At 70.5% G+C, this 15,809-nt stretch carries 12 protein-coding genes; 8 read left to right on the plus strand and 4 right to left on the minus strand.

Annotated features, from left to right (window positions below; genetic code table 11):
* Window positions 1-85: 85 nt before the first annotated feature.
* The 7 genes from AB0I03_RS17000 (at window position 86) to AB0I03_RS17030 (ending at window position 11,678) form a co-directional block, all read left to right on the plus strand.
* Complete coding sequence (locus AB0I03_RS17000) at window positions 86-4,162, plus strand: discoidin domain-containing protein (RefSeq protein ID WP_360413406.1); 4,077 nt, start codon at window positions 86-88, stop codon at window positions 4,160-4,162.
* Between the two features lie 26 nt (window positions 4,163-4,188).
* Window positions 4,189-5,649: a glycoside hydrolase family 43 protein gene (locus AB0I03_RS17005; protein ID WP_360413409.1), complete on the plus strand. Its 1,461-nt coding sequence runs from the start codon at window positions 4,189-4,191 to the stop codon at window positions 5,647-5,649.
* A gap of 185 nt (window positions 5,650-5,834) precedes the next feature.
* Window positions 5,835-7,133: a sugar ABC transporter substrate-binding protein gene (locus tag AB0I03_RS17010; protein WP_360413412.1), complete on the plus strand. Its 1,299-nt coding sequence runs from the start codon at window positions 5,835-5,837 to the stop codon at window positions 7,131-7,133.
* Window positions 7,134-7,149: 16 nt separating this feature from the next.
* Window positions 7,150-8,013 carry a sugar ABC transporter permease gene (locus AB0I03_RS17015; protein WP_360413415.1) on the plus strand — a complete coding sequence of 288 codons (864 nt, stop codon included), beginning with the start codon at window positions 7,150-7,152 and terminating at the stop codon, window positions 8,011-8,013.
* A gap of 77 nt (window positions 8,014-8,090) precedes the next feature.
* A complete protein-coding gene (locus AB0I03_RS17020; protein ID WP_360413901.1) occupies window positions 8,091-8,846 on the plus strand; it encodes a carbohydrate ABC transporter permease in 756 nt (251 codons plus the stop codon).
* Window positions 8,843-10,723, plus strand: a complete 1,881-nt coding sequence (locus tag AB0I03_RS17025) for a beta-L-arabinofuranosidase domain-containing protein (protein ID WP_360413418.1) — start codon at window positions 8,843-8,845, stop codon at window positions 10,721-10,723. Before AB0I03_RS17020 ends, AB0I03_RS17025 begins: the two co-directional genes overlap by 4 nt.
* Before the next feature lie 166 nt (window positions 10,724-10,889).
* Window positions 10,890-11,678: an inositol monophosphatase family protein gene (locus AB0I03_RS17030; RefSeq protein ID WP_360413421.1), complete on the plus strand. Its 789-nt coding sequence runs from the start codon at window positions 10,890-10,892 to the stop codon at window positions 11,676-11,678.
* Between the two features lie 145 nt (window positions 11,679-11,823).
* Here AB0I03_RS17030 and AB0I03_RS17035 read toward each other — a convergent pair whose 3' ends face one another.
* The gene (locus AB0I03_RS17035) at window positions 11,824-12,213 is read right to left on the minus strand and encodes a helix-turn-helix domain-containing protein (protein WP_360413424.1); all 390 of its coding nucleotides are present in this window, start codon (window positions 12,211-12,213) and stop codon (window positions 11,824-11,826) included.
* A gap of 223 nt (window positions 12,214-12,436) precedes the next feature.
* On the opposite strand from AB0I03_RS17035, the gene AB0I03_RS17040 reads away from it, so the two are divergent.
* Window positions 12,437-13,891: an MFS transporter gene (locus AB0I03_RS17040; RefSeq protein ID WP_360413427.1), complete on the plus strand. Its 1,455-nt coding sequence runs from the start codon at window positions 12,437-12,439 to the stop codon at window positions 13,889-13,891.
* 57 nt (window positions 13,892-13,948) lie between these two features.
* On the opposite strand, the gene AB0I03_RS17045 is transcribed toward AB0I03_RS17040, so the two are convergent.
* From AB0I03_RS17045 to AB0I03_RS17055, 3 genes are read right to left on the minus strand one after another with little or no spacing between them, the layout of a single operon-like run.
* Window positions 13,949-14,491: an RNA 2'-phosphotransferase gene (locus AB0I03_RS17045; protein WP_360413430.1), complete on the minus strand. Its 543-nt coding sequence runs from the start codon at window positions 14,489-14,491 to the stop codon at window positions 13,949-13,951.
* A 47-nt stretch (window positions 14,492-14,538) separates the two neighbouring features.
* Window positions 14,539-14,919, minus strand: coding sequence for a DUF1304 domain-containing protein (locus tag AB0I03_RS17050; RefSeq protein WP_360413433.1), 381 nt, complete (start codon window positions 14,917-14,919; stop codon window positions 14,539-14,541).
* A 57-nt stretch (window positions 14,920-14,976) separates the two neighbouring features.
* Entirely contained in the window at window positions 14,977-15,771 is a 795-nt protein-coding gene (locus AB0I03_RS17055; protein ID WP_360413436.1) for an FHA domain-containing protein, read from the minus strand.
* Between the last annotated feature and the right edge of the window lie 38 nt (window positions 15,772-15,809).

The raw sequence follows: 15,809 nt of genomic DNA on the forward strand, positions 1-15,809 counted from the left end.
AGCATCGGTGGCGACGCAGTGACCGAAAAGGTTTTCGGACCTTTCGGCCTCTCGGCACACCCCGCATCCTTCCCGGAGGCACGCAATGGTGCATCGCCCCACGTCCACCCGACTCCTCGCCACCGCCGCCTCCCTGGTCCTCGCGTCCGGCCTCGCGGTGGTCGCCGCCGGGCCCGCCGCGGCGCAGCAGACCATCGGGTACCCCGAGTTCACCGGTGGCGACGCCGTCCCGCCCGAACCGGTGCCCTACGACGTCAACGGCATGATGCCCGCCATGTTCGCGGCCGAAGCCGACGGCGCCGACTTCTGGATGGACCGCCTGCTCGCCCGCGAGGGCGCGGACCCCGCCGGCGACCAGTGGCTCATGACCCGCGGCCGGGCCCTCCTCATGCGCGTCCACGACCCCGACGTGATCGGCTTCGGCGGCCAGCTCGCCTACTACGACCCGTTCTTCGACCGCGCCTCGAACACCGACGGCTTCACGATCGACATCGGCGACGCCGCCTTCACCGAGATCCCCGAGCAGCGCCGCCAGACCCCCAGCCATTGGACCAGCGTCCACGAAGGCGGCGACCTCACCGCCGAAGTGCAGAAGTTCATCACGAACGAGAACGTCGCCGTCGCCAACGTCACGGTCCGCAACGACGGCGCCGCCTCCGCGGTGCCCATCCGCGTCGACTCCGACTTCGCCTGGCGCGCATCGGGAGACGAGCTCACCGGCGTCCTCGACGTGCAGAACTCCCGCGGCGAGCGCCTCACCACCGTCTTCCCGCGCCTCTCCGGCACCGGCCTCGCCCCCGAAGCGGGCGCGCTCACCGGTGAACTCGAACTCGCCCAAGGCGAATCGGCCACGTTCAAAGTCCAGCTCGGCATGGTCGCCACCGAACTGCCCGGCTCCACCACCGAGTACGAGGCCTACAAGGCCGCCTCCGCGGACGACGCCTTCGCCACCCACGTGCAGGCCTACAACCAGTGGTGGGCGGACAACCTCCCCTACTTCGACGTCCCCGACGAGGCCCACAAGAAGTTCATCTACTACCGCTGGTGGCTGATGCGCTACAACTACCTCGACGCGGACATCCCGGGCAACGACTTCCAGTTCCCCACCTCGATCGAGGGCGTCACCGGCTACAACAACGCCATCGCCCTCACCGTGCCGATGTTCATCGACGACCTGAAGTACCTGCGCGACCCCGCGTACTCCTACGGCCCCTGGGTCTCCACCGGCGAGTCCTCCGAGGGCGGCCGCTTCATGGACAACCCCGGCGACCCCGAGAACTGGTCGAACTCCTACACGCAGTACATCGCCGAGGCCGCCTGGCGCTCCTACCAGATCCACGGCGGCCCCGAAGCGGTCGTGGAGAACCTCGCCCGCTACGCCGAAGGCGACGTGAAGGGCCAGCTCGAGGCCTTCGACTCGAACGGCAACCACCTCATCGAGTACGACTGGGGCGCGATGACCGGCAACGACGCCGACGCCGTCTCCTTCCACTGGCGGGACGGCGACCTCGACCGGGCCGAATCCGCCTACCAGTACTCCGGCGCGATGGCCGCCGCCGAAGCATACGAGCTCATCGGCGACACCGCGAAGGCCGCCGAGATGCGCGACCTCGCCGAGCGCATCCAGGCCGCGCTCACCGACGTGCTCTGGAACCCCGACACGCAGCTCTTCGAGCACGTCCACGTCGAATCCGGCGACCACGTGCCGTGGAAGGAGATCAACAACTACTACCCGTTCTCCGTGGGCGCCGTCCCGAACGAGGCCCCGTACACCGACGCGCTGCGCCTCTTCGAGGACCCGGCCCAGTACCCGGTCTTCCCCTTCTACACCGCCAACCAGGCCGACAAGGCCGAGGCGGCCGAGCAGGGGAACCCCGGTTCGAACAACTTCTCGCAGATCAACTCGACCGTCCAGTTCCGCCTCTTCTCCGCGGCGATCCGCGACTACGACCAGGACTCGATCACGCCCGAGGACTACAAGCAGCTCCTCTACTGGAACGCCTGGTCCACCTACATCGGCGGCGACACCGCCTGGCCGGACGCGAACGAGTTCTGGGCCGACTGGAACCCCGCGAACGAGTCGATCGACTACCGCTCCTGGATCCACCACACCACCCTCGGCTCCAGCATCTGGACCTATGTGGAGGACGTGGCGGGCCTGCGCCCCCGCACCGACGACAACGTGGAACTCTCCCCGATCGACATCGGCTGGGACCACTTCACCGTGACCGACCTCCGCTACCGCGACGCGGACCTCAGCATCGTCTGGGACGAGCCGGGCGACGGGAAGGTCCACTACCCGGGCATTCCCGAGGGCTACTCCGTGTACATCGACGGCAAGCGCGCCTTCACCCTCGACAGCCTCGTCCCGGCCGTCTGGGACCCCGACACCGGCAAGGTGGCGCTTTCCGATGGCGGCAAGGTCCTCAAGAGCAAGAAGATGAAGGACCTCTCGGCCCCCGAGGAGGTCGAACTCGACGGCCGCGTGGTCGATGTATTCAACAAGGCCGGCGCCGACCTCGACGGCGACGCCGAGAACCTCGCCGAAGGCCGGAACGCGACCGCCTCGCACACCGCGGACGGCAGCAGCGTCGCAGGGGCCGTCGACGGCACCACGATCAACGCGCCGTACTGGTCCAGTGCCGGGTCCGGCAACGACACCGACTGGTACGAAGTGGACCTCGGCGGCACCGTGCACGTCGACGAAGTGCGGCTCTACTTCTACCGCGACCGCACGGTCGACGGCCTCGCCGAACCCGCGGTCTACCAGGTCCAGTACCACGACGGCACCGGCTGGGTGACGATCGAGGACCAGGCCAAGACCCCCGCGGTCCCGCAGGCCAACTACAACCTCGTGCAGTTCCCGCAGGTCGGCACCGACCGCATCCGCATCCTCATGGACCACCAGGACGGCCACGCCACCGGTCTCAAGGAAGTCCAGGTGGTGCACAGCGGCCATGCCGCGGAGCCGCCCGAGAACACCGCGCCCTACGCGCTCGCCAGGCAGGACCTCCAGTTCCGCCAGCCGATGCAGGCCCGCCTCACCGGCACCGTCAAGGACGACGGCCTCCCGCTCGACGGCGCGCTGACCTCCGCGTGGTCCATGGCGGACGGCCCCGGCGCGGTCGTCTTCGAGGACGCCGCCGCCTCGGCCACCATCGCCACGTTCACCGAACCCGGCACCTACACGCTCCAGCTCACCGCGAGCGACGGCACCGCCGAATCAACCTCCACAGTGGATATCATGGTCGCCGAACCCGACGACCGCACCAACGCGGCGCTCTTCGCCACGCCCAGCGCCTCCTACACCTCGCCCTGGGAGAACGTCACCGCCGTCAACGACGGGATCGACCCGCCGCGCTCCAACGACGGCGCCAACCCCCGCTGGGGCACCTGGCCCGAGGAAGGCGAGCAGTGGGTCCAGCTGGACTGGGACCGACCGGTCCGCGTCGACTCCAGCGACATGTACTTCCTCGACGACGGCGGCGGCGTCCGCACCCCGGCCTCCTGGAAGATCCAGTACCTCGATGGCGAGACCTGGACGGACGTCACCACGACCGACGCCTACGGCACCGCCGCCGACCAGTACAACCAGGTGGTCTTCGACCCCGTGACCACCACCGCGCTCAGGGCCGTCCTCCAGAGCGGCGCCGCCAGCGTCGGCGTCCTCGAATGGAAGGCCTTCGCCGAAGCGCCGCAACAGGTCCGCGCGGTGCATCAGCCCACGATCGTCGGCAACGTGCCCGACCTCCCGGCCACGGTCACCTGCGTGTACGCCGACGGCACCCGCCTCGAGCAGCCCGTCGTCTGGCAGCAGCTCACCTCCGAGGACGTCGACGAACCGGCCGCCCATGTCGAGGTCGGCGGCCTCGTCACCGGCCTCGCCCTCCCCGCGCACGCCACCGTCCACGTGCGGCTCCACGACCAGGTGGAGGTCACCGCCCTCGAAGCGGAGGCGGTCACCACCACCGCCGGCTCCCCGCCGCAGCTGCCGCCCACCGTCACCGCCGTCTACAACGACGGCTCCAAGGACAACGTCAGCACCGCCGTGACCTGGGAAGCCGTCGATCCGGCCGACTACGCCCAGCCCGGCACCTTCCACGTCCAAGGCACCATCGCCGGCACCTCCCTCGCCGCCGAAGCCCACGTCACTGTCAGTTGATCTCCCACCGGCACAAGGAGACTCCCATGCAGCCCAACGCACTCAGACGAATGTCCGCCGCCGCGCTCGCCGCGGCCCTGGCCTGGACCCTGCTCCAGATCGCGACCCCCGCGCAGGCGCAGCAGGCCGTGAACGTCGCCCGCTCGGCGACCCCCACGGCCTCCTACACCTCCTCGTGGGAATCCGTAGCCGCGATCAACGACGGGATCGAGCCGCCCGGCTCCAACGACACCCAGAACCCGCGCTGGGGCACCTGGCCCCAGACCGGATCGCAATGGGTGCAGCTGACCTGGTCGACCCCGGTCACCGTCGCCGCCTCGGACCTCTACTTCTTCGACGACTCCTTCAACTCCGGCCCCGGCGGCGTCCGCGTCCCGGCGAGCTGGCGCCTCGAATACCTCAGCAACGGCGCCTGGACGGCCGTGAGCGGCGCCAGCGCCTACGGCACCGCCGCGAACGCCTACAACCGCACGAACTTCAACGCCGTCACCACCACCGCGCTCCGCGCGGTCCTCCAGAGCGGGACCGCCTCCGTGGGCGTCCTCGAGTGGAAGGTCTGGGGCCAGGGCTCGGCGACGCAGGCGGGCAACCCGATCGTCCGGAACATCTACACCGCCGACCCGGCGACCCTGGTCGTCGGCGACACGATGTACCTCTACTCGGGCCGCGACGAGGCCGCCGCGAACCAGCAGGCCTTCGTGATGGACGAGTGGCACGTCTTCTCCTCCAAGGCGCCCGACAACGAGCCGGGGGCGTGGACGGCGCACGGCGCCCGGCTCTCCTTGTCCACCTTCGCCTGGGCGGGGGCGAACGCCTGGGCGTCCGAAGTGGTCCAAGGCCCTGACGGGCGCTACTACTGGTTCGTCTCCGTCGACGGGAACACCGACAGCGGCTGGATGAACATCGGCGTCGCGGTCGCGGACAGCCCGCTCGGCCCGTTCCGGGACGCCATCGGCGGCCCGCTGATCTCGGACGCGACCCCGAACTCCTCGGCGCTCAACATCGACCCGACGGTGTTCATCGACGACGACGGCCAGATCTACCTGTACTGGGGCTCGTACTGGCAGCCGCGCATGGCGAAGCTCAACCAGAACATGACCTCCCTCGCGGGGCCGGTCACGACCCCCCAGGGCCTCACCGAGTTCTGGGAGGCCCCGTGGATGTTCGAGCGCAACGGCACCTACTACATGGCCTACGCCTCCAACGGCGGCTCGGGCTGCGTGACCAGCTCCGCGTACGCCTGCATCCGCTACGCGACCGCCGCGGACCCGGCCGGGCCGTGGACGCACCGGGGCGTGGTCCTCGGCCAGGTCACCTCGACCACCAACCACCCGGCGATCGAGCAGTTCAACGGCCAGTGGTGGATGGTCTACCACACCGCGGACGCGCCCGGCGGCGGGAACTTCCGCAGGTCGGTCGCGATCGACCCGCTGTATTTCAACGCCGACGGGACGATCCAGCAGGTCGTCCAGACCAGGGGAGTTTGATGCGTCTGCACCGCCGCAACGCACTCCTCTCGGGCGCCTCGGCGCCAGCGGCTCCCGCCGGGCTCATCGCGAGCCCGGCGGGCGCCGCCCGCGCGGCCGGGAACCGCGAGCCGCACCACCTCCACCGGCGGCGGTGTCAGCCCTCGCCGGAACCCCTTTGATCCCTTACACAGAGGAGACCGGAAATGCGAATGGACAAGCGCCCCTCACGGGCCGTGCGCGCGGGGGCGGCGGTCGCCGCCGCGGCCCTGCTGGCCGCCGGGTGCGGCGACGGACGCCCGAACGGCGGGGGCGGCGGCGAGGTCGTCCTCGAAGGCGTCGACGACGGCACCACCCTCACCATGTGGACGCGCGCCGCCACCGAAGCCCAGTCCCAGGCCCTCGTGGACGCCTACAACGCGAGCCACGAGAACCAGATCGAGCTCACCGTGATCCCCACGGACGACTACCAGACCCGCGTCGGCACGGCTGCGGGCAACCAGGAGCTGCCCGACCTGTTCGCGCTCGACGTCGTGTTCGCCCCGAACTTCACCACCGCCGGGGCCTACCTCGACATCACCGACCGGATCGACTCGCTCGAGTTCAAGGACGCCCTCGCGCCCTCGCACCTCGACGTCGGCACTGTGGACGACCGCCGGTACCTGGTGCCGCACACGCTCGACCTCTCGGTCCTGTTCTACAACAAGGACCTCTACGCGCAGGCCGGGCTCGACCCCGAGCAGCCGCCGACCACTTTGGCGGAGTTCGCCGAGCACGCCCGCGCCGTGGACGCCCTCGGCGGGGACGTGAGCGGCACGTTCTTCGGCGGCAACTGCGGCGGCTGCTTCGTCTTCACCTGGTGGCCCACGCTCTGGGCCGAAGGCGTGGAGGTCATGAACGAGGAGGGCACCGCCTCGCTCCTGGACTCCCCTGAGGCGCAGGAGCTCTACGCGACCTACCGCGGCCTCGTCGAGGACGAGGTCGTCGCCCCCGGCCACGCCGAGGAGACCGGCGCGACCTGGGTCTCGCTCTTCCCCGAAGGGAACATCGGCGTCATGCCGATGCCCTCCACGATGCTCGGGCTCATGCCCGAGGACATGAACATCGGCGTCGCCCCCATCCCGGGCCTCACCGGCGGCCGGTCCACGTTCGTGGGCGGCGACTCGATCGGCATCAGCGCCAACTCCGAGCACCCGAACCAGGCGTGGGACTTCCTGCGCTGGAGCCTCGAGGAGGAGCAGCAGGTCGAACTCCTCGCCGCCAACGGGGACGTCATGGCCCGCACCGACCTCGGCGACAACGAGCACTACGCGGACAACCCGAACGCCGTCGTCATGAACGACCTCGTCCAGGTCGGGCGCACGCCCTACTCGCTCAACTTCGGCCAGACCTTCAACGACCCGCAGGGCCCCTGGCTGCCCCTGGTCCGCGAGGCGGTCTACGGCGAGGCGGGCGCGGACCTCGGCGCGCTCAACGACGACGTCACGGCTTCACTCTCCAGTTAGGCAGGGACAAGCGCATATGCGTCACTCGCGCAAGCTGGCCGGCGCCCTCTACGCCGCCCCCGTGGCGGTCTTCGTGCTGGTCTTCTTCGTCGCGCCGCTGCTGCTGGTCGGACGCATGTCCGCGTCCGACTGGCCGCTGCTGGCCGGCGACCTCGGCCTCAACCTGCCCGACAACTACGCCGGGATCGCCGACAACCCGCTGTTCTGGCCGGCGGTGGGCTTCACGCTCAAGTACACCGGGATCGTGGTCGTCCTCCTCATCGGACTCTCGCTGCTCCTGGCGCTCATCGTCGCCGACCGCCGCAAGGGCACCGGGTTCTTCCGCACCGCGTACTTCCTGCCGACCACGCTCGGGCTCGCGTCCGCCTCGCTGCTGTTCTTCGGGTTCTACAGCCCCGCGATCGGCCCGCTCGACCCGCTCCTGGAGGCGCTCGGGACGGAGCCGGTCTCCTGGCTCGGGACCCCCACGGCCGCCCTGTGGTCCACAGTGGTGCTCATCGTCTGGAAGTTCGCCGGGTTCTTCATGATCATCCTGCTCGTCGGCCTCCAGTCGATCCCGCCGGACGTCTACGAGGCCGCCCGCCTCGACGGCGCCAGCCGCTGGCAGTCCTTCCGGCACGTCACCGTCCCGCTCCTGCGGCCCGCGCTCGGACTCGTCCTCATCCTGTCCGTCACCGGCTCGCTCCTGGCGTTCGACCAGTTCTTCATCCTCACCAAGGGCGGGCCCGACAACAGCACGGTCACCGTGGTGCAGCTCATCTACCGGGAGGCCTTCCAGCGCTTCGACCTCGGCGCCGCCGCCGCGATCTCCGTGGTCGTGCTCGCCGCGCTCGTCGTGATCAACATCGGGCAGCTCCGCGCCCTCAGAAAGGACCACTAGTGGGCACCACTGAGCACAGCAAACCACTCTGGAGCACCTCGTACTACGTGCTCGCCGGGAGTCTGTCGGTCCTGTTCATGTTCCCGCTCATCTGGACCGGCTACGCCTCCGTCGCCCCCGCCGGGGCCACGAACCAGCAGGACGGCTACGGCTTCGGGAACTACGCGAGCCTCCTCGACTACGACGCCGGACTCGGCCGCTACCTGTGGAACAGCACGTACGTCTCGATCCTCACCGTCGCGTTCACCCTCGCGCTCTCCATCGCCGGCGGGTACGCGTTCGCGCGCTTCACCTTCCGCGGCCGCGACACCCTGTTCCTGCTCACCCTCGCGATCCTCATGGTCCCGTACTCGACCCTGCTCATCCCGCTGTACACGATGCTGGGCGACCTCGGCCTGCGCAACAGCCTCACCGGGCTCGCGCTGGTCCTCACCCTCTACCAGCTGCCGTTCGCGGTGTTCATGATGCGCATCTCGTTCGAGGCCGTGCCCAAGGAGATCGAGGAGTCCGCGATGTGCGACGGCGCCGGCACCTTCGGCGTCCTCACCCGGATCATGCTGTTCGCCGTGTGGCCCGGGCTCATCACGGTCGGGCTGTTCTCGTTCCTCGCCGCCTGGAACGACTTCATCGCCCCGCTCATTCTCGTCAGCGAGGCCGACAAGGCCGTGCTGCCGGTGGCCATCGCCAACCTGCGCCAGCAGTCGATGGGCGCCGTCGACTTCGGGGCCACGCAGGCCGGCGTGGTCGTCATGGCGCTGCCGTGCCTGGTGCTCTTCGCCCTGCTCCAGCGCCACTACGTCAGAGGATTCATGTCAGGAGCCATCAAGGGATGACCACACCCGTCGTACCGGGGCGCGGAACCCTGCGCCCGCTCGGCCTCAACGAAGTCCGCCTCACCGGCGGGCACTGGGGCGAACGCCAGGCCGTCAACGCCGCCAACACCATCGCGCACTGCCTGCACTGGCAGGAGCGGCAGGGCTGGATCGAGAACTTCAGGAGGGCCGCCACGGGCGCGCCGTTCGAGCGGGCCGGACGCGAGTTCTCCGACTCCGAGATCTACAAGCTCGCCGAGGCCATGGCCTGGGAGATCGGCCGCACCGGCGACCCCGGGCTCGAAGCCCGGTTCACCGAACTCACCGCCACGGTCGCGGCCGCCCAGGAGGAGGACGGCTACCTCAACACCATGTTCGGCCACCCCGGCCAGGCCCCGCGCTACTCCGCACTGGAATGGGGGCACGAGCTCTACTGCTACGGCCACCTCCTCCAAGCCGGAGTCGCGCGCCTGCGCTGCCACGGCGAGGACGAGTTCACGCAACTGTGCCGCCGGGCCGCCGACCACGTGTGCGAGGTGTTCGGGCCCGGCGGCATCGAGCGGGTCTGCGGGCACGCGGTGATCGAAGCGGGACTCGCCGAGTTCGCCCGCGCCACCGGCGAACCGCGGTACCTGGAGCAGGCGCGCCTGTTCGTGGAGCGCCGCGGCACGCACACCCTCGACGACGGCGGTTTCGGCCGCGCCTACTACCAGGACGACATGCCGGTGCGCGAGGCCGAGGTGCTGCGCGGCCACGCCGTCAGAGCGCTCTACCTCTCGGCCGGGGCGGTGGACGTCGCGGTCGACACCGGCGACGACGAGCTGCTGGAAGCCGTTCGGCGCCAATGGCGACGCACCGTGTCCCGCCGCACCCACCTCACCGGCGGCATGGGCTCGCGCTACATCGACGAGGCCTTCGGGCCGGACTTCGCGCTGCCACCCGACCGCGCCTACTCGGAGTCCTGCGCCGGAGTCGCGGCCGTGATGACCGCGTGGCGGCTGCTGCTCGCCACCGGCGACACGGGATACGGCGACTTCATCGAGCGGGTCGCGTGGAACGTCCTCTCCGGGGCCGCCGCGCCGGACGGGACGACGTTCTTCTACGCCAACCCGCTCCACGTGCGCACCGCCGACGAGGAACCGCCCCGCGACAGCGCCCTCCCGCACCAGTCGGTGAGCGGCCGGCGCGCGCCCTGGTACGACGTGTCGTGCTGCCCGCCGAACCTGGCCCGCACGTTCGCACAGTTCGCGGTCTATTTCGCGACCGCCGACGAGTCGGGGGTGCAGCTCCACCAGTACGCCCCGGCGTCGATCGACACGGTCGTCGCCGGCTCGCGGTTCGCGCTCACCGTCGCGACCGCCTACCCGGACGACGGCACTGTGGTGGTCCGGGTGGAGGCCAACCAGGGCGGTGAACGCACCGTCTCGCTCAGGGTGCCGGTGTGGGCCGAGGGCGCCCAGGTCACCGGGCCTGACGGCACGGTCCGCGCGGTCGAGGCCGGTGCCGCCGCCACCGTCACCGCGGCCTTCGAACCGGGCGACGAGATCCGCCTGCATCTTCCGGTGGCCGCGCGGTGGACGGTGCCGGACCCGCGCATCGACGCCGTGCGCGGCTGCGCCGCGGTCGAGCGCGGCCCGGTCGTGCTGTGCGCGGAGTCGTGGGACCTGCCCGGAGGCGCGGACGTGGCGGAACTCACGGTCGACGCCTCGGTGGCGCCGGTCGAGCGTGACGGCCGGGTCTACGTCGCCGCACAGGTGCACGACCGCGACGGCGACTGGCCCTACGGACCGGCCACACCGGACGAAGAGGGGAAGTCCGCCGAGGTCCCGCTGATCCCGTTCCACCGCAGGGCGACCAGGGGTCCGGCGTCCATGCGGGTGTGGCTGCCGATCGGCTGACCGGCACCGGCCGGTGCGACCCCCGCCCCGGGTCGCACCGGCCGTTGCGCGCGCACGCGCCGGAAACATCGGGCGAAACGTCGCACTGGGAGTCCAAGTGCCGCATGGTCTTGCACCTTTAGGATGAAATCCGTCGGGTGGGTCGAGCAAAGGCGGGAACTGCATAATGAGCGAGCTGCTGGAATTCCTGGGGACGGCGGAGCAGGCGGCCGAGACTGCGGTGGCGGCGATCCGGGAGGGCGTCGGGCGCGAGCGCTCCATCAGCGGCAAGGGCGACCGCGACTTCGCCACGGACCTCGATTACGCCGCCGAAGACGCGGTCCGCGCCTTCCTCGGGCAGGAGACGCCGGAGATCCCGCTGCTGGGGGAGGAGCGGGGCCGCTCCGGCGACAGGGAGTCGCACTACGAATGGGTGCTCGATCCGATCGACGGCACCATCAACTTCGCGCACGGCTCGCCGATGTACTGCGTCTCGCTCGCGTTGATGCGCAACGGGATGCCGGTGGTCGGCGTCGTCCACGCCCCGATGTCCGAAGAGCACTTCAGCGCCGCGCTCGGCCATGGTGCGGCCCTGAACAAGCAGGCGCTGCACTCGACCGGCCCGGCGGAACTCGCCGAGACCGTGGTCGCCATGGGGGACTTCTCGGTCGGCCCTGACGCCGACAAGCGCAACCTCCGCCGCCTCGCCACCCTCCAGCGGATCGTGCCGAAGGTGCAGCGCATCCGGATGCTCGGCACCGCCGCCCTCGACATGTGCTGGCTCGCGGCCGGCCGGGTCGACGCGGTCGTCCACGAGCGCATCAACCTGTGGGACGTGGCGGCCGGGACGGTGATCTGCCGCGAGGCGGGCCTGCTCGTCACCGACCTCGACGGCGTCGACTACGGCGACGGCGCCCTCTCGGTGCTCGCCGCCGGCCCCGCCATCCACCGCGCGCTCCTCGCCGAACTCGCCTGACCCTCGACACGCCGACGCTCGCCGTCTGAACTTCAGGCGGCGAGCGTCGTTTCGTTGTGCGACAGGCGCTTTCGACCAGCGGCTCTTACGTGGCGAGCGCCCGCTCGCCTGTGCCTCAAGCGGCGAGCACCCGCTCGCCTGTGCCTTAAGCGGCGAGCGCCTGCTCGTCGTAGGCCTTCCGGGCCTCGATGATGTCGGGCCGGTGGCGCTCGGCCCATTCGAGCAGGCCCGTCAGGTGCCCGTACAGCTCCCGCGCACTCGGGGTCGCGGTGTACTCGACCTTCGGCGGCACGGTCGCGTAGACCGTGCGCTCCAGCAGGCCGTCGCGTTCGAGGTTCCGCAGGGTCAGGGTGAGCATCCGGCGGCTGACGCCGGGGATCGAACGCTCGAGCTCGGTGTAGCGCACCGGCTTCCGGATGGCCGCGACCAGGATCGAGACCGACCACTTGCCCGCGACCCGGTCGATGATCTGGACGATCGGGCAGGCCTCGGCCTGCACGTCGGACTTCGGCAGCACGCAGTCGTCGTCGGTCATCGGTCCACTCCTCTGCAGCGGTGCCGTCCCGGAGACCCAGGGCACCTATGTCGCACGTCACCTCCAGGGAAAAGGCCGGCCGACCTGGACAGGAACATCCCTGTACCCCCTGGCACATGAAAGTGCCTTCTTACGGATCGCTCCATTGGAACACATGATTACCCCAGGAACAAAACGTTCCCCGAGCTGCGCTTTCGAGCCGCCCTTCCAACAGGAGAACCCGATGTCACCCATTGCAGCGCAGAGCCTTCGCACCCGTTGGCTCGCGGTGACCGCACTCGCGGCCGCCCAGGTCATGATCGTTCTCGACCAGAACATCGTCAGCATCGCCCTCCCGGCCATCCGCGAGGACCTCGCGTTCAGCCAGGCGAACCTCGTGTGGACCGTCAACGCCTACGTGATCCCGTTCGGCGGCCTGCTGCTCCTCGCCGGCAGGCTCGGCGACCTCGTCGGCCGCAAGCAGGTGTTCCTCGCCGGGCTGGCCCTCTTCACCCTCGCCTCCGTCGCCGCGGCGCTGGCCGACACGCAGGGCTTCCTCCTGGCCGCCCGCTTCGTGCAGGGCATCGGCGGCGCCATCACCGCCGCCGGGCTCCTGGGCATGATCGTGACGATCTTCCCCGAACCGCAGCACCAGGTGAAGGCCATCGGCGTGTACGGGTTCGCCTCCGCCGGCGGCGGTGCCGCGGGCAGTGTGGTGGGCGGCGTGCTCACCGAGACCCTCGGCTGGGAATCGGTCTTCTACGTGAACCTCCCGCTCGGCCTCATCGTGGCCGCGATGGCCTGGAAGCTCCTGCCCGCCGATCGCGGCGTCGGCCTGAAGGCGGGGGCGGACGTGATCGGCGCGGCCCTGGTGACCTCCGGTCTGATGCTCGCCGTCTACACGCTGATCGAGACCGAGCGGTACGGCTTCACCTCGGCCCGCACGCTGGGACTCGGCGCGCTCGCGATCGCCCTCCTCGCCGGGTTCGCCGTCCGCCAGGCGACGGCCGCGTCGCCGCTGATCCCGCCGCGCATCCTCCGCTCCCGCAACATCACCGGGGCGAACCTCGCCCAGGCGCTCATGGTGGGCTCGGCGTTCGGGTTCATGTTCTTCACCGTCCTCTACCTGCAGCAGGTCCTCGAGTTCGCGCCGCTGGAGGCGGGCCTGGCGTTCCTGCCCGCCCCGATCGTGATCGCGGTGGTCTCGATGGCGCTCGCCCCGCGGCTCCTGACCCGCTTCGGGGCCCGGCCGATGGTCCTGGCCGGGCTGGCGCTCATGGTCGTCGGCTTCGTCCTCTTCGCCCAGATGCGGGCCGACGGCAACTACCTCGCCGACGTCCTGCCCAGCATGATCACCGCGCCGCTCGGCTTCGGGCTGGCGATGCCCGCCCTGATGACCCTCGGCATGGCCGACTCCCGGCCCGAGGACGCCGGGGTCACCTCGGGCCTGTTCAACACCGCCCAGCAGGTCGGCGGCGCGGTGGGCCTCGCGGTCATCAGCACCGCGGTCTCGGCCCGCACCGGCACGCTGCTGGAGGGCGGCGCGGTGCAGGCCGAGGCCCTCACCGGCGGCTTCCGCCTCGGGTACGGCATCGCCGCCGGGCTCGCGGCGGCGGCCCTGCTCATCGCCGTGACGGTCATCAAGGCCCGCAAGGCCCAGGACAGTGCCGCCGAGCCGGTCCCGGTGGCCGTCGGCTAGGAACGCGAACGCCCGGGGCCGCCTCCTCGCGGGAGGCGGCCCCGGGCGTTCGTCCGTTCAGCCGGGGAACATGATGGCCCAGGGCGGGACGTGTTCGGTGAGCCAGACGCCGTTCTCGGACTTGTAGAACGTGTGGCCCTCGCCGGCCATCCGCTTGGCGTCGATCACCAGGATCACGGGCTTGCCGCGCCGCGACCCCACCTTGACCGCGGTCTCGCGGTCGGGGGAGAGGTGCACGTGGTGGCGGTCCATGGGCTTGATGCCCTCTTCGCGGATCGTCGCGACGAATCCGCCGGCGGTCCCGTGGTAGAGCACGGGCGGGGGCACGACCGGGGTGAGATCGAGGTCGACGTCCACGGTGTGGCCCTGGTTCGCCCGGATCTTCCCGTCCCGCAACGCGAACCGCTGCTTGTCGTTGCGGGCGACGACCTCTTCCAGCTCCTCGCGGGTGACGTGGAAGTTCCGGTCATCGAGGGCCTTGAGCAGCACGTCGACCTCGACCCAGCCGTGCTCGTCGAGCTCGATCCCGATCCGGTCCGGCTCGTGGCGCAGGTGTCGGGTCAGGTACTTGGAGACCTTCACCATTCGCCGTTCGTCCACTTCGCTCTCCGTTCTCGCCGAGGGGAACGCCAGGTTATCGCGGCGCCCTACAGCAGCGCCAGGGAAGACAGCAAGGCGAGCGCCGGGAACAGGCCCTGCTTCAGCGCCGCCGAGGCCATCGACCGGTCCCGCAGCACCAGCACGAGCGCCGCGCCGAGCATCGAGCCGCACGCGAAGACGATGAGCGTCATGCCCACGGCCGCCTCGGACCGGACCACCGCGACGCCGACGAGGGCCCCGATCGCGAGGAACAGGTTGTACCAGCCCTGGTTGAACGCCCATGACCGGACGGTCTCCAGGTTCGCCGCGGGTACCCGGAAGACGCCGGTGTGCACCTTCGGGTCGGCGAAGCGCAGGCACTCCATGACCCAGATGTAGACGTGTACGAGGCCGGCGAGCGCGGCGAGGATCTGGACTGCGATGAGCATGGACAGCATTCTCCACGACGCGGGGCCGCGATGTCGCCGGTAGGACCCGATCCGGGTTCAGGTCTCGTCGAGCACGGACAGGTCGGGCGGGACGAGGGTGCGCGTGCGCAGCAGTTCGGTGACGAGGTTGTGGTTGAGCATGTTGCCCACCGGCTCGCCGACCTCTTCGCGGGTCAGGCCGGGCACGCCGGCCGCCGACAGCCGCTTGCGCACGCCGGTGACGAGGTGCTCGGCCTTCTTCGGCCGCCAGCCGCCCTTGGGCCGCAGTTCCGCGAGCTCGGCGGCGACCTGCTTCCACGACACGGGCTGCGGGTAGGCGTCGTGCAGAAGGTACCGCTGGGCCAGGCACACGAGCGCGAGCCGTTCGTCCGCGTCGAGCTTCCAGGGCTTGTCCTTGAGCGTGGACGCCTCGGGCGCGGGCGTCGGGAGGCGCCCGTCGTCGCCCGCCACGTACAGCTCCACGAGGTGCCGCCGCCGCGCCGTGCCGCTGATGAACACCGGCGTGTACCCGATGCCGAGCGGGTACGCCTCGTCCTCGGGGAAGAGCATCCGCGCGCCCGGCAGCTGGAGCGGCAGGTGCCCGGTGTTGGCGAGCCACCAGTGGTCCCCGCGCCGGGCAAGGCGGCCGTGGCTGCGGCTGACGCGGCGGTCGTCCTCGCCGACGCACACGTGCACCTCGGGCCGGTTGCGTCCGAAGAGGACCACCCGCTCCTCCTTGGGCCGGAACCGGACCCCGCCGGAGACGGAGAGGGCGTAGATCGTGCCCGGCTCGGACTCGGGGACACCGAACGCGAGGCTCGCGTGGTTCGCCGCCAGCGGTTCGAGCCCCTCGACCTGGGGGATGTCGGTCATGTCGACCTCCTTTCCTGCGCCCAGCCTGGCACGTCGCC

Source organism: Glycomyces sp. NPDC021274, from assembly GCF_040641195.1.
Taxonomy (GTDB): Bacteria; Actinomycetota; Actinomycetes; order Mycobacteriales; family Micromonosporaceae; genus Glycomyces.